At 72.5% G+C, this 18,063-nt stretch carries 16 protein-coding genes and 1 riboswitch; of the genes, 10 read left to right on the top strand and 6 right to left on the bottom strand.

What is annotated here, in order from left to right; translation table 11 throughout:
- Positions 1–51 precede the first annotated feature (51 nt).
- Genes ACFV9T_RS05465 through ACFV9T_RS05450 form a run of 4 tightly spaced genes read right to left on the bottom strand, consistent with a single transcriptional unit; the run spans position 52 to position 3,936 of the window.
- Positions 52–1,074 carry a methyltransferase gene (locus ACFV9T_RS05465; RefSeq protein WP_385436803.1) on the bottom strand — a complete coding sequence of 341 codons (1,023 nt, stop codon included), beginning with the start codon at positions 1,072–1,074 and terminating at the stop codon, positions 52–54.
- Positions 1,071–2,198: a type III polyketide synthase gene (locus tag ACFV9T_RS05460; RefSeq protein WP_385436802.1), complete on the bottom strand. Its 1,128-nt coding sequence runs from the start codon at positions 2,196–2,198 to the stop codon at positions 1,071–1,073. The genes ACFV9T_RS05465 and ACFV9T_RS05460 overlap by 4 nt, the downstream gene beginning before the upstream one ends.
- A gap of 44 nt (positions 2,199–2,242) precedes the next feature.
- Positions 2,243–3,394, bottom strand: coding sequence for a DegT/DnrJ/EryC1/StrS family aminotransferase (locus tag ACFV9T_RS05455; RefSeq protein WP_385436801.1), 1,152 nt, complete (start codon positions 3,392–3,394; stop codon positions 2,243–2,245).
- Complete coding sequence (locus tag ACFV9T_RS05450) at positions 3,391–3,936, bottom strand: cupin domain-containing protein (protein ID WP_385436799.1); 546 nt, start codon at positions 3,934–3,936, stop codon at positions 3,391–3,393. The genes ACFV9T_RS05455 and ACFV9T_RS05450 overlap by 4 nt, the downstream gene beginning before the upstream one ends.
- 260 nt (positions 3,937–4,196) lie before the next feature.
- Here ACFV9T_RS05450 and ispH point away from each other — a divergent pair, with 260 nt between their 5' ends.
- Both ispH and ACFV9T_RS05440 read left to right on the top strand, forming a co-directional pair.
- Positions 4,197–6,203, top strand: coding sequence for a 4-hydroxy-3-methylbut-2-enyl diphosphate reductase (gene ispH, locus ACFV9T_RS05445; protein WP_385436798.1), 2,007 nt, complete (start codon positions 4,197–4,199; stop codon positions 6,201–6,203).
- 38 nt (positions 6,204–6,241) lie between these two features.
- Entirely contained in the window at positions 6,242–7,831 is a 1,590-nt protein-coding gene (locus ACFV9T_RS05440; RefSeq protein WP_385436824.1) for a class I adenylate-forming enzyme family protein, read from the top strand.
- Positions 7,832–7,879: 48 nt separating this feature from the next.
- On the opposite strand, the gene ACFV9T_RS05435 is transcribed toward ACFV9T_RS05440, so the two are convergent.
- Positions 7,880–8,236, bottom strand: coding sequence for a DoxX family protein (locus ACFV9T_RS05435; protein WP_385436796.1), 357 nt, complete (start codon positions 8,234–8,236; stop codon positions 7,880–7,882).
- 169 nt (positions 8,237–8,405) lie between these two features.
- On the opposite strand from ACFV9T_RS05435, the gene ACFV9T_RS05430 reads away from it, so the two are divergent.
- On the top strand, positions 8,406–9,875 hold the full coding sequence (locus ACFV9T_RS05430) for a hypothetical protein (RefSeq protein WP_385436795.1): 1,470 nt from the start codon (positions 8,406–8,408) through the stop codon (positions 9,873–9,875).
- Positions 9,876–9,886: 11 nt separating this feature from the next.
- Here the strand turns inward: ACFV9T_RS05430 and ACFV9T_RS05425 are convergent, their stop codons facing one another.
- Positions 9,887–11,068: an MFS transporter gene (locus ACFV9T_RS05425; protein WP_385436823.1), complete on the bottom strand. Its 1,182-nt coding sequence runs from the start codon at positions 11,066–11,068 to the stop codon at positions 9,887–9,889.
- Between the two features lie 231 nt (positions 11,069–11,299).
- Here ACFV9T_RS05425 and ACFV9T_RS05420 point away from each other — a divergent pair, with 231 nt between their 5' ends.
- The 7 genes from ACFV9T_RS05420 (at position 11,300) to ACFV9T_RS05390 (ending at position 18,063) form a co-directional block, all read left to right on the top strand.
- A complete protein-coding gene (locus ACFV9T_RS05420; protein ID WP_385436794.1) occupies positions 11,300–12,604 on the top strand; it encodes an alginate lyase family protein in 1,305 nt (434 codons plus the stop codon).
- A 611-nt stretch (positions 12,605–13,215) separates the two neighbouring features.
- Positions 13,216–13,346: riboswitch (FMN riboswitch) on the top strand.
- Between the two features lie 185 nt (positions 13,347–13,531).
- A complete protein-coding gene (gene ribD, locus ACFV9T_RS05415) occupies positions 13,532–14,614 on the top strand; it encodes a bifunctional diaminohydroxyphosphoribosylaminopyrimidine deaminase/5-amino-6-(5-phosphoribosylamino)uracil reductase RibD (protein ID WP_385436821.1) in 1,083 nt (360 codons plus the stop codon).
- 1 nt (position 14,615) lies between these two features.
- A complete protein-coding gene (locus ACFV9T_RS05410; protein WP_385436792.1) occupies positions 14,616–15,236 on the top strand; it encodes a riboflavin synthase in 621 nt (206 codons plus the stop codon).
- Positions 15,233–15,901 (top strand): nicotinamide riboside transporter PnuC, encoded by a 669-nt coding sequence (locus ACFV9T_RS05405; protein WP_385436791.1) that lies wholly within the window; start codon positions 15,233–15,235, stop codon positions 15,899–15,901. The genes ACFV9T_RS05410 and ACFV9T_RS05405 overlap by 4 nt, the downstream gene beginning before the upstream one ends.
- Entirely contained in the window at positions 15,898–17,217 is a 1,320-nt protein-coding gene (locus ACFV9T_RS05400; protein ID WP_385436789.1) for a bifunctional 3,4-dihydroxy-2-butanone-4-phosphate synthase/GTP cyclohydrolase II, read from the top strand. The genes ACFV9T_RS05405 and ACFV9T_RS05400 overlap by 4 nt, the downstream gene beginning before the upstream one ends.
- Positions 17,218–17,269: 52 nt before the next feature.
- Positions 17,270–17,743, top strand: a complete 474-nt coding sequence (ribH, locus tag ACFV9T_RS05395; protein WP_385436788.1) for a 6,7-dimethyl-8-ribityllumazine synthase — start codon at positions 17,270–17,272, stop codon at positions 17,741–17,743.
- Between the two features lie 47 nt (positions 17,744–17,790).
- A complete protein-coding gene (locus ACFV9T_RS05390; protein WP_385436786.1) occupies positions 17,791–18,063 on the top strand; it encodes a phosphoribosyl-ATP diphosphatase in 273 nt (90 codons plus the stop codon).

Genomic DNA, 18,063 nt, shown 5'->3' with positions numbered 1-18,063 from the left:
GCGCGGCGGTTCCCGAACGGAAACCGCCGCGCCGGTGGCTTATTCGGCGGGTCAGCGAGCGAGCACCAGGGTGGTGGGGGAGGGGGTGGCCAGGAAGCGGATGTCCTCGAACCCGGCGGCGGTGAGCCACGCGTGGTAGTCGCGGCGCCGCCACGTCGAGCCGTGGCGGCTCTTGAGCAGCATCTCCCCGGCGAAGGTCAGGGCGAACGGCGGGCCGCTGCGGTCGTCGTCGGTGATGTAGTCGGAGACAACGAGCGTGCCGCCGGGCCGCAGCGCCCGGCGTATCCGGGTGAAGACCGCCTGATTGGCCTTAGGCCCTTCCTGGTGGGCGATGTTGGAGTACATGACGATGTCGTGGTCGCCCTCGCCGAAGCCGACGGTGTGGAAGTCGCCGTCGACGTGGTCGACCCGGTCGCCCACGCCTCGCTCGGCCAGCAGCCGCCGGGCGATCGCGTTGATCGGCGCCCAGTCGATCTGGGTGGCGCGGGCGTCGGGGTTGAGCCCGAGCCAGACGGCCGAGCAGACCCCCGAACCGCCGCCTATGTCGAGGATCGAGACCTTCCCGGCGGCGGCCAGCCCGAGCGCCTCGGCGGCGATGTGTGCCACGGGCACGGACTGCGCGGCGATGGCCTGGACGAGGTTCTCCCAGTGCGGGTTGTCGGCGACCTCCACCACCGCGTCCGACACCGGCCCCCCGGCGCGTACGACGTCGGGCAGTGCGGCCAGCGACTCCAGGTGGCCCATCTTGAGGCGGGCGAACCCGGCCAGGGACACCGGCCGCCCCGCCACGAGGAAGGTGGCCGCCTCCGGGGTGTTGCGGTAGCGGCCCCGCACCACCTCGACCAGGTCCAGGGCGACCAGACCGTCCAGCAGCGCCTGTGCGCCGCGCGGCGCGATCCCGGCCCGTTCGGCCAGCGCCTCCGGGGTGTCGGCGCCGTCCTCCAGGTGTGTGAACAGGTCGTACGTCGCCGCCGTGCCCAGAACTCCGGTGGCCCAGTAGCCGTTGATCATCCGCATGATCCGGTCGGAGGTGGGTCCGGCCTCCGGGCTGCCGGTGCTGTCGGTGCCGCTCATGCGATCCTCCCCGCGTACGGGCGCGGCGCGGCCTCGGCGGCCGGGCGCTCCCTGTGGTGATGGGCGGTGCCGTCGACCCAGGTGCCCAGGGCCATTTCGGCGGTGATGCCAGGGCCGAAGCCGGCGATCACGCCGGTGGCGTCCGCGGGCAGCGGCCCCTCCTCGAACCGTCTGCGCAGCGCGTCGAGCACCACCGCGCTGGCGATGTTCCCGTATTCGGTCAGCGTCCCCCAGCTGTGCCGGAAGACTGTGCGGTCGACCCCGAGGTAGGTGGCGAGGTCGTCCAGGATGCGGGGGCCGCCGGCGTGGATGATGTAGAAGTCGAGGTCGGCCGCGTCCCAGCCGTGCTCCTCGGCGAGGTCGCGCAGCACCGGGGCGAGCGGTTCCATGGTGCCCGGCACCCGGCGGTCGAGCTGGAAGTGGAACCCGGTGTCGCGCACCGCGTAGGAGATCCATTCCTCGGTGTTCGGAATGAGGTACGAGGCGTTGCGCCGCAGCTGGACACCGGTGACGCCGGGGCCGCCACGGCCGCGTACGACGGCCGCCGCGACCGCGTCGCCGAACAGCCCGTCGGACAGCAGTGAGCCGATGTCGTCGGCGTCGGGCTGGTAGCACAGCGAGCACAGTTCGCACGAGACGATCAGTACGTTGCTGTCCGGGTGGGCCGCGCAGAAGTCATGGGCGCGGTTGATGGCCGCCCCGCCCGCCGCGCAGCCCAGTTGGGCGATGGGCAGCTGCCGGGTGTCGTAGCGGAACCCCATGGTGTTGATCAGCCACGCGGTGAGCGAGGGCATCATGAATCCGGTGCACGACACATAGATGATCGCGTCGATGTCCTCGGCCCGCAGCAACGCGTTCGCCAGGGCCTCCTCGACGGCGTCGGGGCAGCGCTTTTTCGATTCGGTCTCGTAGACGCGGTTGCGTTCTTCGAATCCCGGGTGGTCCAGGGTCTTCTCGATGGGCTGCACCAGGTGCCGCTTCCGTACCCCGGTGTTCTCTATCAGCCGGAGTGCGAGCGGAAGCTGCGGCTTTCCCGCATGGGCTCTCCTGGCGAAATCCAGGGTCTGTTCCATGGTGATGGTGTATTCCGGTACGCGCACCGAGGGCTTGCAAAGGATGGGCATGTCCGGCGTCTGCCTCTCAGAAGGTGAAGAACATCAGGGTGAGGTCAGCTCGGGCGCAGGTGGTTCTTCAGCTCGGCCCGCAGCACGTCCACGACGCGTTCGGCCTGGTCCGGGCGGAGCTCGGCGTGCATGGGGATGGCCAGGTTGCGCTGGAAGAGATCCGCCGAGACCGGACAGCGCAGGGCGGTGTCGTACACCGGCTGCAGATGGCAGGCCCAGGTGCCGTGCCCGCAGCCGACGCCCCGGGCGCGCAGCGCGGCGGCTAGCCCGGAGCGGTCCACCCGCGGGTCGAGGGTCACCAGGTAGGACTGCCAGGCGTGGGTGCGGTCCCCGGGCACGTACGGCACCGTGAGCAGTTCCTCGTCGGCGAGCAGCTCCGCGTACGACGCCGCGATACGGCTCCGGCGGGCCAGGAGTTCGTCCACCCGGTCCAGCTGTACCTGGAGGATCGCGGCGGCGATGTCGGAGAGCTTGTAGTTGTACCCGATGTCGGTGAACGAGGGGATCGGCAGGCCGACCACCCGTGCCTGGTCGTAGATGCTCCCGATGCCGAACGACGACCGCAGCCGGGCATCCGCCCCGATCACCGGGTCGGCGGCGAGCAGCGCCCCGCCCTCACCGCTGCTGGCGCCCTTGCGGCCGTGGAAGGAGAGGCAGGCCACCGGTGCCAGCGCGCCCGCCGGGCGGCCCTGGTAGACGGCGCCGACCGCGCACGCGGCGTCCTCGACGACGAACAGGCCGTGGCGGTCGGCGAGGGCCATCAGTTCGGTGTAGTCGGCGGGCAGTCCGACGGTGTCCACCGCGATCACGCCGACCGTGCGCGGGCCGATCAGATCCGCCACCGCTCGCGGGTCGATGGTGCCGGTGTCGCGGCGTACGTCCGCGAAGACCGGGGTCGCGCCGACGTAGCGCACCGCGTGGGCCGGGGCGGGGAAGGTGTAATCGGCGACGATCACCTCGTCGCCGGGCTCGACGCCGAGCGCCAGCATGGCCAGGTGGAGCGCCGCGCCGCAGTTGCTGAGCGTGACCGCGTCCCCGACGCCGTAGCGCTGCTTCAGCTGGGCTTCGAGTGCCTTGCCCTTCGGACCCTGGCCGGCTGGCCAGCCCGAGGCGAACACCTCGGCGACGGCGGCGAGTTCCCGCTCGCCCAGGCTCGCGTGCACGAGCGGGATGCTGTCCGTGGTCGTCACCGTCATCGGAGGTCACCCCTCGGCTCCTGGGCGGGCGGGGTGAAGCGGAGCGGGGTGATCTGCTGGACGTCGTAGCGTTCGCGCATCCGCTCCACGGCCTCGGAGTCCACCGACCGCCCGGCGGCGAAGATCTCGACGATCTCCTCGAAGTAGCGCTCGTGCTCCGGGGAGGGCGAGCTCTGGAAGAGCATGCGGGCCGGTTCGTCCGTCGGATTGCGGAAAGCGTGCGGGCAGCCCGGCGGCACGAACATGCAGCTGCCCGTGACCGCCCGGGTGGCGCGGTCGCCCTTCGGCGACTCCCAGTCGTGCCAGGTGTCCGGGGTCCGCTCGGTGGGCTCGAACGCGAAGAGCTCCAGCTCCCCTTCCAGGACGTAGAAGAACTCCTGGGAATGGCTGTGGGTGTGCGCGCCGACGTCGAACCCCGGCGGCACGACCACCTCGAACACGGAGGCGGAGGAGCCGTCCGCGGCCGTGACCTTGAAGGTGACGTCCTGCGCCTTGGTGACGAGTTTCCGGCCGTGGCCGGGCGGGACGATGAGACCGCTCATGTGGTGTTCGCTCTCTCGAATTCCGGGAAAACCCGGAAACCGGGAAAACCCGGGAACCGGATCACTTCTTCGCCGTGAGAATGCCAGCGCTGACTTGGGGGCCACTGGGTCCGGGATTGGTGTCCGCTTGCCGCCAAGCCGGGGCCAACTCGCCGCGTATTCCCCGGCAAGGGACGGAGCCGAGGATGCGTTTCGCGGTCCACCGATCACCGTCGGAACGGCTGCATCCGTACGGAATTCAGGAATCCGAGGGGGAAACCATGCCGTCCGCCCTGCGAAGAGTTCTGCTCGCCGAGCCCCGGGGTGCCTGCGCCGGAGTCCACCGGGCCATCGAGACGGTGGAGCGCGTGCTCCAGGTGCACGGCGCGCCCGTGTACGTACGCAAGCAGATCGTGCACAACGAGCACGTCGTGCGGGAACTGGAGGGCAAGGGCGCCCGGTTCGTCGACTCGGAGGAGGACGTACCGGCCGGGGCCGTGTGCGTCTTCTCCGCACACGGGGTGTCCCCGCAGGTCCGCGACAACGCCCGGCGGCGCGGGCTCACCGTCATCGACGCGACCTGCCCGCTCGTGGCCAAGGTCCACCAGGAGGCCGTCCGGTTCGCCCGCGACAAGGACACGCTCATCCTCATCGGCCACGCCGACCACGAGGAGATCGAGGGCACCTACGGAGAGGCCCCGGAACGCACCGTCGTCGTCGGCAGCGTGGCGGAGGCCGGACGGCTCGACCTCGCACCGGGCACGACGGCCGCGTACCTCACGCAGACCACGCTGTCGGTGGACGACACGGCCGAGATCGTGGCCGTCCTCCACGAGCGGTTCCCGGGGCTGACCGGCCCGGCCAGCGCCGACATCTGCTACGCCAGCCAGAACCGGCAGAACGCGGTGAAGGCGATCGCGAGCCGCAGCGACCTCGTCCTCGTCGTCGGCTCCGCCAACTCCAGCAACTCGCTGCGCCTGGTGGAGGTCGCCCGGGCCGCGGGCACCGCTGCCCGGCTCCTGTCCGACCCGGACCTGCTCGCCGCCGCCTGGCTGGAGGGCGTACGCACGGTAGGCCTCACGGCGGGGGCGAGCGTGCCCGAGGCGCTGGTGGAACGGGTGCTGCGCCGACTGGCGGACCTGGGCTTCCAGGACGTCGAGACGGAGGTGACGGCCACCGAGAACGTGGCGTTCAAACTGCCGCCGGAGCTGGCGGAACCGGAGGCCGGGGAGGAAGCGGTGGCGGAGCGCGACGGTGTCGACGAGGAGACCTGCGGCAAGCTTCTGGACCGCGTCGACCGGCGGATCGAGGAGCTGCTGAGCGCCGAGAAGACGCACTGGAGCACTGTGGACGCCCGGGTGGCGGTGCCGGTGGCGGCCGTCGCGGAGCTGGTCGCGGCGGGAGGCAAGCGGCTGCGCCCCCTGTTCTGCGTCACCGGCTATCTGGCGGCGGGCGGCGCCGCGGACGAGGACACGGTCGTCGACGCGGCGGCGGCGCTGGAACTGCTGCACGCGTTCGCGCTCATCCACGACGACATCATGGACAACTCGCCCACCCGGCGCGGCGCCCCGACCGTCCACGCCGCGTACGCGGACCTCCACGCGCGGCGCGCCTGGGCGGGGGAGTCCCGCCGGTACGGGGAAGGTGTCGCCCTCCTCGCCGGGGACCTGGCGCTCAGCTACGCGAACCGGCTCGCGGGCAGGCTGACCGGCCCGGCGGCGCGGGTGTGGCACGAGCTGGTCACAGAGATGATCATCGGCCAGCAACTCGACATCGCGCTGGCCGCCGAGGTGGAGCCGGACCCGGAGCTGGCCCGCTGGGTCGCCGTCTGCAAGTCCGGCCGCTACACCATCCACCGCCCCCTCGCCCTCGGCGCGGCCATCGCCGGACGCCCCGGGCTGCACGCGGTCTTCGAGACGTACGGGGTCGCGGCCGGGGAGGCGTTCCAGCTGCGGGACGACCTGCTCGACGCGTTCGGAGACGCGACGGTGACCGGCAAGCCGACCGGCCTGGACCTCAGCGAGCACAAGATGACCCTGCTGATCGCGCTGGGCGCGGCCAAGGACCCGCGGGTCGCCCGGTTGGTCGAGGACAGCCGCCACGCCGACTGGAACCCGGCCGAACTCCGGGCCGCCCTGCTGGCCTCCGGAGTGCGCGCGGAGGTCGAGGAGCGGATCGACGCCCTGGTCGCCGACGCCCGCGCGGCCCTGGCGGACGCCGGGCTGCCGCACCGCTGGCGCCTGCGCCTCGCGGAACTGGCCGACATGGTCGCCTACCGCGACCGCTGAAAAGGGAGAAAACCGTGGGAAGCACGCTCTTGCACAAGCTGAGCCACAAGGCGAACCGCGCCGCCTCGGCCGGTACGCCGCCGCACCAGCACGGCCTCTACCTCGGTGTCGTACCGGAGCGAGCCGCGCGTGTCCGAGGCGCCATGCCGCTCGTCCTCGACCACGACCTCGACGTCCTCCCCGAGGCCGGGCGCAGGTTGACGGTACGTCAACTCGCGGACTATGTGGCGGACATCGCGAACCGGTTCGCCGCCGCCGGGGTGCGCCCCGGCGGCCATGTGGTGATCTGCAAGGCCCCCAACTTCGACCTCTGGCTGCTGGCGACGGCCGTGGAGCGCGTCGGCGCGGTCCCGGTGATGCTCTCGCAGCACCTGGACTCCGGGGCCATCGCCGCCCTGCTGGCCCGGCTGGAGCGTCCGTACCTGGTCACCGACGGGCCGAAACTGCGCTCCCTGACCGAGGACGGTGTGGACCTGGCCGAGCTGACCCGGGGCGTGATCGGCGTGGGTGACGCCGGTCCGGGCGCGGTCGCGCTCGCCGGCCTGGACGGCAAGGTCCCGGTGCGGCCGGTCCTGCGCGGACTGGACGAACCGGCGATGATCACCCACACCTCCGGCACCACGGGACTGCCCAAGCTGGTCGTGCACACGCCCCGGACGATGCGGTCCCGGCTGCGCCCGCAGCTGTTCCTGCTGGGGCTGATGAGGAAGCGGGGGACCGTCGCGATCCACATCCCCTTCGGCCATTCCCGGACGTTCGCGGCGATGTCGCTCTGCCTTCTCAAGGGGATGCCCGCGCTGCTGGTGAACGACGGCACCCCGGACGCCGTCGCCGCGTTCTTCGCCGAACGCCGCCCCTGGCTGATCGAGGCGCTGCCCAACTCCTTCCTGGCCTGGGAGGATCTGGCCGACGACGAGCGCCGCCCGTTCGCGTCGGTGAAGTACTTCAGCAGCACCTTCGACGCGATCCACCCGAGGACGGTACGCCGTCTGCTGCACGCCTCCGCCCAGCGGGCGCAGTTCTTCCAGATCTACGGGCAGAGCGAGGTCGGCCCCGCGGCCGGGCGCCCGTACTACCGCCGGTTCGTCCACCGGATGGACGGCCGCTGCGTGGGCTACCCCCTGCCGGGCAGCGCCCGGGTCAGGCTGGTGAGCCGTGACGGCAGGCGGCCCTCGCAGGCGAACCCCGGCTTCATCGAGGTCCGCTGGGACGGGATAGCGAAGACGTACCACGGCGAGCAGGAGCGCTACGACGCCAATGTGCGCGACGGCTGGTGGCGCACCGGGGACGTCGGCTACCGCACCTCGTTCGGCTGCCTGCACATGCTGGACCGCGAGTTCGACGCGATCCCCGGGGTGGGCAGCAACCTTGAGATCGAGGACATCCTCCTGGACGAGCTGGCGGAGCTGGCCGAGGTCGTCGTGGTGCCGGGGCCCGGGGACACGGCGGTCCCGGTCGTCTGCACCCACCGCGACGAGCCGCTGGACCCCGACCGCTGGCGCGCCGCCACGGCCGCGTACCCGCAGCTGGCGGACCCCGTCCAGATCCCGCTGGCCGAACTGCCGCGCACCGCCACGCTGAAGACCCGCCGGGTCGAACTCTCCCGCCGCCTCGCGGCCGGTCTGTAGAGCCCGCCGGTACCGGGGCCCGCCGATCGTCGCCGGGCCCCGGGGCGGCTACCAGGCGCCGTGGTCGAGCAGGCCCAGGGTGAGGGCGGCCACCGCCGTGGCCAGGAACACGATCCCGCCCACGATGTCGCGGGAGCCCACCCGCAGATGGGCGATGATCGCGCCGATGAAGTACAGCACGAGGCCGGAGGCGGCGAGAGTCCCCAGGAGCGGCACGGCGAACCCGGCCAGCAGTCCCACGGTGCCCGCCGCCAGCAACGTGCCCAGCACCGGTACGTACTTCCGCGGTATGCCCTTCATGTCCGCCTGGGTCTTCGGGTACTCGTGGCCGATCAGATACGTGACGGCGGCGCCGCCGTTGAATACCGCGCCGAGGATGGTGACCGTGACGTAGGCGATGAACACGTTCTCTCCGCTCTGCGGGGACAATGTTGATTTGTGACATCAGTCGTGCGCTGGTGATCGTACCCCCGGCGTGAGCGACCGGCGGCTACCCGACGATTGATCAACAACTGGGCAACAGTCGTTCCGCTTCTATGGAGTTGACGCCCCGTTAAGTGTGAGGGTCGAGCACATGACATTTCGATCCACCTCCCACGCCACCCGCCCCGCCCTCGCCGTCGGCGCCGTCTGTCTCGTACTCGCCCCGCTCACCGGATGCGGCGGCTCGGACGGCGGCGAACCGTCCTCCTCGAAGGGGCAGCCCAGCGCGCCCGCCGAGAGCCGGGCACCGGGCCAGGGAAAGGGGTCGAAGGACCCGGACGACCTCAACGGGGACGGCCACCGGGACCTCGTACTGCCCGCCCCGGCCCGGCGCGACCCGGAGAAGACCGGCCGGGACGAGCGCGTCGCGGTGGTCTACGGCTCGGCGAAGGGCCTCGACCCCGCGACCCGTACCGTCCACGGCCGCCGCGATCTGGGCCTGCCCGCCGCCTCGGACACCACCCCCGGCGCCGGGCCCGATCACGTCCCCACGGACGGCGTGGTGACCGCCGATCTGGACGGCGACGGCTTCTCGGACGTCGTCACCAACGCCGAGGGCGAGATGGCGGACGACGGGAACATCAGCGCCGCGCGGACCGTCCCGCACGTCACCTGGGGCGGACCCGGCGGACCCGGTCGCCCCGGGAAGGGCGCCGAGGCGACCCCGGTGAAGCTCCCGGAGAGCGCGTCGAAGCTGGGCGTGACCTCCGTCGTACGCGGCGACTTCGACGGCGACGGCCACCACGACCTCGCGGGGCTCGCCCAGAACCGGTCCTCGGCGGTGGTGCTGTACGGCCCGTTCACCCGCTCCGGCGATCCGAAGCGCACCGACACCTCCCTGCCGTGGACGGACGGGGACCTGGCCGCGGACGCCATCGACCCGTCCGGCAAGGCCCGCGCGACCTCCCTGCTGGTCCACGCCGTCAGCGACGGCGAGCAGTCCGGCAACACCCTCTACCCGGCCCGCCGTGGCAGCGGCCTGTCCGCCGAGGGGAAGAAGCTGCGCGCCGGGAACGCCCACGCGTTCGGCGACTTCGACGGCGACGGTCAGCGCGATGTGGCCATCGGGGACGACGGCTCCCGCAACGACGAACCCGGCAACGAGACCGAGCCGTCGGACGTCTCCGGATCGCTCGCCGTGTACCCCGGCAGCGGCGGGGACCCGGTCGTCCGCCGGTCGCCCGTGGCCTCCAAGGCCCCGGAGGGGTACGAGGCGGCCGGCGGCTACACGGCCGCCGACCCGGACGGCGACGGCCGCGACGGCATCCTGGTCGCCACGTACGAGGGCGCCACGTTCGTCGACGGTGACCGCCGCACCCCGGTCCTGCGCAAGGGCCCCGCGAAGGCCGACGGCCGGAAGATGTCCGCGAAGGAGCGGCGCACCCATCCCGTGGGGGCGGGTGACTTCGACGGTGACGGCAAGGACGAGCTGGTCCTGAACTGGGGGTCCGGCGTCTCCACCGGCCCGTACGGCCAGCAGCCGACCCACTGGTGGATCACCGACGGCACCGGCTCCCGGGACATGTCCTCCTTCACCACCACGAAGTTCGTGCAGGACTAATTTGTGACCGACTAGGACGATGTCGTATCGGGCGCGCGGTCCGCCCGGCCCGGCTCGGCGGCGGCGCCGTCCGGGGCCGCCGAGGCGGAGCCGCGCAGCACCCCGGCCCCGGCCACCAGCCCCAGCGACAGTGCCGTGACCAGGCCGAACGAGGCGGTCAGCGAGGTCATGTCGGCGATCGAGCCGATCGCCGCCGGGGCGATCAAGCCCGAGGTGTACGTGATCGTCGCGACGCCCGCGATCGCCTGGCTCGGCGCCGGGCCGCTGCGCCCGGCGGCGGCGAAGGCGAGGGGCACGACGACCGCGATGCCCAGGCCGATGAGGCCGAACCCGGCGATCGCGGGCACCGGGCCGGTGGCCGTGACCACCAGCACCCCGCCGAGCGTGGCCAGCACACCGCCCGCCCGTACGGTCCGCACCGGGCCGAACCGGCCCACCACCGCGTCACCGGCGAACCGGGCGGCGGCCATCATGCAGGAGAAGGCCGTGGTGCAGGCGGCGGCGACACCGGGGGAGGAGTCCAGCACATCGCGCAGATACACCGCCGACCAGTCGAGGCTCGCGCCCTCGGCGAAGACCGCGCAGAACCCCACCGCGCCGATGACCAGCGCGGAGCGGGGCGGCAGGGCGAAGCGCGGCGGTGGCTGCTCCTCGGGGGCGCTGCGCAGGTCGAGGACCCACCGGCAGGCGCCGGTGCCCAGCAGCGTGAGCACCGCGGCGGCGATCGCGAGGTGCACCCGGGCGTCGGTGCCCGCGTGGGCGGCCACCGTGCCCGCCGCCGAGCCGAGCAGCGCGCCCAGGCTCCACATGCCGTGCAGCCCGGACATGATCGACCGGCCGAGCCGTTCCTCGATCTCCACGCCGAGGGCGTTCATGGCGACGTCGGCCATCCCGGCGGTCGCCCCGTAGACGAAGAGCGCGCCGCACAGCCACACCAGGCCGGGGGAGAGCGGGGGCAGGACGAGCGCCAGACACCACAGGGCGATCAGCCCGCGCAGCGCGGTGCGGACGCCGAAGCGGTGGCTGATCGCCCCCGCGAGGGGCATCGCGCAGGACGCGCCGATGGCGGGGAACGCGAGGGCGATGCCGAGCTGGCCCGCGCTGATGCCCAACTCCTCCTGCACCCAGGGGATACGGGTGGCGAAGTTGCCGGTGACCGCGCCGTGGACCGCGAACACGGTGGCGACGGCCATGCGGGCGCGCCGTACGTCGCGCGGAGTCGGTTCCGTACCGCCGCTCACTCGCTCATCCGGTCATCCGCCGCTCATGGCGCTCGTCGCTGCTCATGTCCGTACTCTGCGCATGCCCCGCCGTCCGGCTCAAGGCTATTTCCGCACGATCTCTTGTCGTGCCCATGATCCAGTTCTACTCTGACCTCCAATCTCGATTCTGAATTTGGTTCAGATATCTGATTGGAGTGCCCGATGGTTGCGACTCCAGTGGAGCGCGGGAGACCCACCCGCGTCCTCGTCGCCCTCGCCGCCCTGCTCCTCCTCCTGGCCACCCTGGCGACGCCGTCCGCCCACGGCGCCGAGCGCGGCCGGTGGCCCGGCCGGGTGCCGGACACGGTGGTGCTCGACGGCCCCAGGCTGGCCCTCGCCAAGCTGAAACTGCAGCTCGGGGACCGGCCGCTGAAGCGGACCCTGCGCGATCTGACCACCCAGGCCGACCAGTGGATGACCCAGGGGCCGTGGACCGTCACCGACAAGGACCAGGTGCCGCCGAGCGGTGACAAGCACGACTACTTCAGCCAGGCCCCCTACTGGTGGCCCAGCAAGCCGAAGACCGACGACAACCCGTATGGCTGCCCGTACGTTCAGAAGGATGGCCAACGGAACCCCGATGTGGACAAGATGACGGACCGGCCCGAGGTCGGGAAGGTCTTCGAGTCCGCCTACGAGCTGTCCCTCGCCTGGTACTACACCGGCAAGCGCGGCTACGCCGAGCACGCCGCCGACATCCTGCGCACCTGGTTCATCACCCCGGCGACCCGGATGAACCCCAGCCTGAACCACGCCCAGTTCATCCCGTGCATGTACGACGGCCGCTCCATCGGCATCATCGACTTCTCCCAGGGCTTCACCAGCCTCCTGGACGCCGCCGCCATCCTCGACACCGGCGCCCCGGGCTGGTCGCGCGCCGACCACGCGGGCTTCCGCACCTGGAACAAGCAGTTCCTGGACTGGCTGGTGAACAGCGACTTCGGCAAGGAGGAGAGCGCGGCCGACAACAACCACGGCACCTTCGCCGACATGCAGATCGCCGCCATCGCCACCGCCGTGGGCGACCGCGACCTCGCCCGCAAGGTGCTGCGCGACGCCCGGACCCAGCGCATCGACACCCAGATCGCGGCCGACGGCAGCCAGCCCCAGGAACTCGCCCGCACCCGCAGCTTCCACTACTCCACGTTCAACCTCGTCGCCTACACGCGGATGGCGGCCATCGGGCGGCACGTCGGTGTCGACCTGTGGCGCTACACCGGTCCCACCGGCTCGAACCTCTTCAAGGCCGTCGACTTCCTGCTGCCCGCCGCCACCGGGGCGAAGCCGTGGCCGTACCCCGACCTGGAGTTCAAGGCGTACGCCGCGAGCGACGTCGTGCACGCGGCGGCCGACGCGGGCGACCGCCGAGCCCGCTCGGCCCTCCCCAAGCTCCAGCCCCCACCGGGCGGCGACCTCTGGTCCCTGCGCCCGGCGGTGGAACAGCTGGACAGCATCGCCCAGGGCTAGCCCCGGGCCCCGGCCCGCAGCCGGGGCACGGAACGCGGGGGCGACTCTTCCCCCACCCCGCCCCTTCCCGAAACCGGGGCAAGCCCCGGACCCCGGGCCCCGGCCTGCCAGCGGGGCCAACGGCGGGCGGGTGAGTCGCTACCCGGCCCGCCCGCCCGTCTTCCCACCCGGCAGCCCGGGGCCCGGCGGGTGCTGCGGCTTCCAACACCGCCCCGGAGCGCGGCCGCTGGCCCCCAGGAGCCCGGTGCGACCCGCCACGCCCGACGCTGGCTCAGCCGCGCGGTGCGCACCGCGAGCCCAACCCCGCGCAACCGCGCCCCGGCCGAAGCCGCTGCGCGGCGGGCGGTTCCGTGCCGTGTCCCGGCTGCGGGGCGGGGGTCCGGGGGCTGGGCCCTCGGTTTCGGGAAGGGGCGGGGTGGGGGAAAGTCCGCGTCCGGTGTTCGCCACCGCAGCGCCCGCCGCGCCGCCGCGCGGCGGGCGGCTCCGTGCCGGGGGCCGGGGCTGGGCCCCGGTTCGGGGAAGGTCAGGGCGGGTGGGTGAGGGAGCACACATGGGGTCCGGGTCCCACCTGCGGTGATCGCCGTGGCACACTGGGGCCGTACCAGTGACGTCAGCGCACTCCGGGGTCGGTGAAAATCCGAACCGGCGGTTATAGTCCGCGACCCGTCCGCCGCCAGCGGCCGGTTGACCAGGTGAAATTCCTGGACCGACGGTTAAAGTCCGGATGGGAGGCAGTGCGCGGCGGTAGCGACATCACCGGTGCGCCGTCCTCGCGGCGGCCGCGCTTTCGGCGCGAGCCGTACGTAGCGATCCCGGCGTCCCGGCGGCGGCGTTCCCGTTCCATGTCGTTTCCGACAGCCCCGGAGTCCGTGCCCGAAGAGGCAGGAGGACCCGGTGGCCCCCGCACCCGGCACAGAAGCCCAGGCGATGCGCCGTGCCGTCGTGCTCGCCGCCCGTGGTCTCGGGCACACCAGACCCAACCCCGTCGTCGGGTGCGTCATCCTCGACGCCGAAGGACAGCAGGTCGGCGAGGGCTGGCACCAGCGCGCGGGCGGCCCGCACGCCGAGGTGCACGCCCTGCGCGCGGCGGGGGAGCGGGCCCGTGGCGGAACCGCGCTGGTCACCCTCGAACCCTGCAACCACACCGGCCGCACCGGACCCTGCGCCCAGGCGCTCATCGACGCCGGGATCGCCCGCGTCCGCTACGCCGTCGCCGACCCCACCGCCCAGGCGCGCGGCGGCGCCGCGACCCTCGCCGCCGCCGGGGTCGACGTCGCGGCAGGGCCGCTGGGCGACGAGGCGGCGGCGGTCAACGAGGCCTGGCTGACCGCGATGCGCCGCGGCCGCCCCTTCGTGCTGTGGAAGTACGCCGCCACCCTGGACGGCCGCAGCGCGGCCGCAGACGGCACCAGCCGCTGGATCACCTCCGCCGCCGCCCGCGCCGATGTGCACCGGCTGCGCGCCGAGGCGGACGCCGTGGTCGTCGGCTCCGGCACCCTGCGCGCCGACGATCCGCACCTCGCCGTACGCGACCGGGAGGGCGTCACCCAGCCGCTGCGGGTCGCCGTCGACACCGACGCCACCGCGCTGAAGCCGGGCGCCCGCATCCTGGACGACGCCGCGCCGACGCTGGTCGCCGTGGCCGAGGACGCCGACATCGGGCACCTCCCCGCCGGGACGGAGAGCGTGCGGCTGCCCCGTGCGGGAAAGGGGCTCGACATCGCCGCGCTCCTCGCCGCCCTCCACGACCGCGGCATCCGCTCCGTCCTGCTGGAGGGCGGGCCCACCCTCGCCGGGGCGTTCCTCGGCGCGGGCGCCGTCGACAAGGTCGTCGGCTATCTCGCCCCCGTCCTGCTCGGCGCGGGCCCCGCCGCCCTCGCCGACGCCGGAATCACCACGATCGCGCAGGCGTTGCGGCTCGATACGGCCGATGTCACCCGGCTCGGCCCCGATCTGCGGATCACCGCCTTCCCCACCACAGACACCACCGCCCACGCCGAGGAGAGCTGACGTGTTCACCGGAATTGTCGAAGAACTGGGTGAGATCGTCGCCGTCGAGAACCTGGACGACGCGTCCCGCTTCCAGGTCCGCGGCCCCGTCGTCACCGAGGGGGCGCGGCACGGCGACTCGATCGCCGTCAACGGCGTCTGTCTCACCGTCGTCGACACCGGAGACGGCCACTTCAGCGCCGACGTCATGGCCGAGACCCTGAACCGCTCCAGCCTGGGCGCGCTCACCGTCGGCTCCCGCGTGAACCTGGAGCGCCCCATGGCGCTCGGCGGGCGGCTCGGCGGCCATCTCGTCCAGGGCCATGTGGACGGCACCGGCACCCTCGTGGAGCGCGAGCCGTCCGAGCACTGGGAGATCGTCAAGATCTCGCTGCCCGCCGGACTCGGCCGCTATGTGGTCGAGAAGGGCTCCATCACGGTCGACGGCATCAGCCTGACTGTCGTGGACGCGGGCCCCGACTACTTCACCGTCAGCCTCATCCCGACGACGCTCGACCTCACCACCCTCGGCGTCAAGCAGCCGGGCGACCCGGTCAACCTCGAAGTGGACGTCCTCGCCAAGTACGTCGAGCGGCTGCTCAACCACGATGGCGCCGACAAGGACAAGGAAGCGATCGAATGATGTCCCTCGACTGGCTGGGCGCCGAGGCCGGGCAGATATTCGGCCAGCACATCCTGTGGTCGGACGCGATCGGCAACACCATAGGACTGCTCGCCCTCGCCCTCGGCAGCCGCCGCTCCCTGTGGACCTGGCCCGCCCAACTCGCCTCCGGCGTCGTCCTGGTCGCCGCCTACGCCTCGGCGCACCTCAGCGGCGGCGTCGGCAAGCAGCTCCTGGTCATCGGCGTCGCCGCCTGGGGCTGGCGGCAGTGGCGGCGCGGCCGCCGCGACGAAGGCGGCGCGGTCGCCGTCCGCTTCGCCACCGGCCGCGAGCGCGCCGCGCTCCTCACCGGCCTGGCGATCGGCACGCTCGCCGTCGGCGCCCTGTTCACCGCCGTCCCCGAACTGTCCTGGAACCCCTGGCCCGACGCCTACATCTTCGTCGGCACCCTCGCCGCGATGGTCGCCCAGGCCCGCGGCCTGATCGAGTTCTGGTTCGCGTGGATGCTGGTCGACGTGGTCGGCGTCCCGCTCGCCTTCAGCAGCGGACTGGCCTTCTCCGGCCTCGTCTACGTCATCTACTTCGCACTCGTCCTCTGGGGCGCGCGCGACTGGTGGCTGCGCTCCCGTACGGAGAACCCCCGGAGCGCGCCCACACCCGCAATGGAAGGAGTGTCAGTCTCATGAGCGAGGCATACACCGACGACGCCACCGACGCCGCCTGGCCGCCCGACGAACTGGCGCTGGACACCGTCGAGCGGGCGATCGCCGACATCGCGGCGGGCCGCCCCGTCGTGGTCGTGGACGACGAGGACCGGGAGAACGAGGGCGACCTCGTCGCCGCCGCCCAGACGATCACCCCGGAGATCGTCGCCTTCATGATGAACGAGTGCCGCGGACTGATCTGCGCCCCCATGGAGGAGACCGACCTCGACCGGCTGCGGCTGCCGCAGATGGTCGAGGAGAACACCGAGTCCATGCGGACCGCCTTCACCGTCTCCGTCGACGCCACTCCCGAACACGGCGTCAGCACCGGCATCTCCGCCGCCGACCGCGCCACCACACTGCGCCTGCTGGCCGACCCGGAGACCACCTCCGGCGACCTGGTGCGCCCCGGCCACATCTTCCCGCTGCGCGCCCGCCCCGGCGGCGTCCTCGCCCGCGACGGCCACACCGAGGCCGGGGTCGACCTCGCCCGGCTGGCCGGACTGCGCCCGGCGTCCGTGATCTGCGAGATCGCGGGGGAGGACGGCGTGATGCTGCGCCTGCCCGACCTGGTCGCCTTCGCCCATAAGCACGACCTCGCGATCATCTCCATCGCCGACCTGATCGCGTACCGCAGGGCCGCCGAGCCCGCCGTGCGGCGCGAGGCCGAGACCCGGCTGCCCACCGCCTTCGGCGACTTCCAGGCGTACGGCTACCGCGCGACCGCCGACGGCGTCGAGCACATCGCGCTCGTCCAGGGCGACATCGGCGACGGCGAGGACGTGCTGGTCCGGGTCCACTCCGAATGCCTGACCGGCGACGTCTTCCACTCGCTGCGCTGCGACTGCGGCCCCCAGCTGCACGCCTCCCTGGAGCGGGTGACCGCCGAGGGCCGCGGCGTGGTGCTGTATCTGCGCGGCCACGAGGGCCGCGGCATCGGGCTGCTGTCCAAGCTGCGCGCGTACCAGCTCCAGGAGCTGGGCCGGGACACCCTGGACGCCAACCTGGAGCTGGGCCTGCCCGCCGACGCGCGCGACTACGCGGCGGGCGCCGAGATCCTGGCTGACCTCGGCGTGCGCTCCCTGCGGCTGATGACCAACAACCCCGAGAAGACCACCGCCCTGGTGCGCCACGGACTGCGGGTCACCGGCCGGGAGCCGATGCCCGTCCAGGCCGGGGAGCACAATCTGCGCTATCTGCGCACCAAGCGGGACCGGATGGGGCACGACCTGCCCTGGCTGGAGGGCGACCGCCGGGCGGAGGGCCCGGAGCCCGTGTCCGCCTGCGGCAACCAGTAGAACCACCTGCCAGTAGAACCACCTGTACGGACGAAAGATCTTGAGGAGTGACGTGAGCGGTAAGGGTGCCCCCGAACTGTCCGTGGAGAACTGCGGGGACCTCCGCGTGGCCGTCATCGCCGCGCAGTGGCACGAGCAGGTGATGGACGGCCTGGTCGCCGGGGCCCGGCGGGCCCTCGGCGAGCTGGGCATCGCCGACCAGGCCGTGCTGCGGGTGCCCGGCAGCTTCGAGCTGCCGGTCGTCGCCAAGGTCCTCGCCGACCGGGGCTACGACGCGGTCGTGGCGCTCGGCGTCGTCATCCGGGGCGGCACGCCCCACTTCGACTACGTGTGCCAGGGCGTCACCCAGGGCCTCACCCAGGTCAGCGTGGACACCGGCGTCCCCATCGGCTTCGGCGTGCTGACCTGCGACACCGAGGAACAGGCCCTCGACCGGGCCGGAATCGCCGGTTCCAGCGAGGACAAGGGACATGAGGCGGTCACCGCCGCCGTCGCCACCGCCGTCACCCTGCGGTCCGTTGCGTAGACCTGCGCGAAGTCGAGCCGTCCAACCCAAGTAGGATGGCGCACACCATGCCCAAGAAGACGTTCGAGGAGCTCTTCGCCGAGCTCCAGCAGAAGGCCGCCACGGCCGACCCCGCCACCTCCCGTACCGCCGAACTGCTCCAGTCCGGCGTGCACGCGATCGGCAAGAAGGTCGTCGAGGAGGCCGCCGAGGTGTGGATGGCCGCCGAGTACGAGAGCGACGCGGCGGCCGCCGAGGAGATCTCGCAGCTCCTCTACCACCTTCAGGTGATGATGGTCGCCAAGGGACTCACCCTCGACGACGTCTACGCCCACCTCTGA

It is taken from the genome of Streptomyces sp. NPDC059850 (assembly GCF_042731515.1).
In the GTDB taxonomy this organism is placed as follows: domain Bacteria; phylum Actinomycetota; class Actinomycetes; order Streptomycetales; family Streptomycetaceae; genus Streptomyces.
Note: the sequence above shows the minus strand (reverse complement) of the source record. Positions and strands in the feature narration are given on the sequence as shown.

Coding starts and splice junctions, on each gene's coding strand:
- ACFV9T_RS05420 (WP_385436794.1), top strand. CDS start 11,300: ATGGTTGCGACTCCAGTGGAGCGCGGGAGACCCACCCGCGTCCTCGTC.
- ACFV9T_RS05405 (WP_385436791.1), top strand. CDS start 15,233: ATGATGTCCCTCGACTGGCTGGGCGCCGAGGCCGGGCAGATATTCGGC.
- ribD (WP_385436821.1), top strand. CDS start 13,532: ATGCGCCGTGCCGTCGTGCTCGCCGCCCGTGGTCTCGGGCACACCAGA.
- ACFV9T_RS05390 (WP_385436786.1), top strand. CDS start 17,791: ATGCCCAAGAAGACGTTCGAGGAGCTCTTCGCCGAGCTCCAGCAGAAG.
- ACFV9T_RS05430 (WP_385436795.1), top strand. CDS start 8,406: ATGACATTTCGATCCACCTCCCACGCCACCCGCCCCGCCCTCGCCGTC.
- ACFV9T_RS05455 (WP_385436801.1), bottom strand. CDS start 3,394: ATGACGGTGACGACCACGGACAGCATCCCGCTCGTGCACGCGAGCCTG.
- ACFV9T_RS05400 (WP_385436789.1), top strand. CDS start 15,898: ATGAGCGAGGCATACACCGACGACGCCACCGACGCCGCCTGGCCGCCC.
- ACFV9T_RS05465 (WP_385436803.1), bottom strand. CDS start 1,074: ATGAGCGGCACCGACAGCACCGGCAGCCCGGAGGCCGGACCCACCTCC.
- ACFV9T_RS05450 (WP_385436799.1), bottom strand. CDS start 3,936: ATGAGCGGTCTCATCGTCCCGCCCGGCCACGGCCGGAAACTCGTCACC.
- ispH (WP_385436798.1), top strand. CDS start 4,197: ATGCCGTCCGCCCTGCGAAGAGTTCTGCTCGCCGAGCCCCGGGGTGCC.
- ACFV9T_RS05425 (WP_385436823.1), bottom strand. CDS start 11,068: ATGGCCGTCGCCACCGTGTTCGCGGTCCACGGCGCGGTCACCGGCAAC.
- ACFV9T_RS05460 (WP_385436802.1), bottom strand. CDS start 2,198: ATGCCCATCCTTTGCAAGCCCTCGGTGCGCGTACCGGAATACACCATC.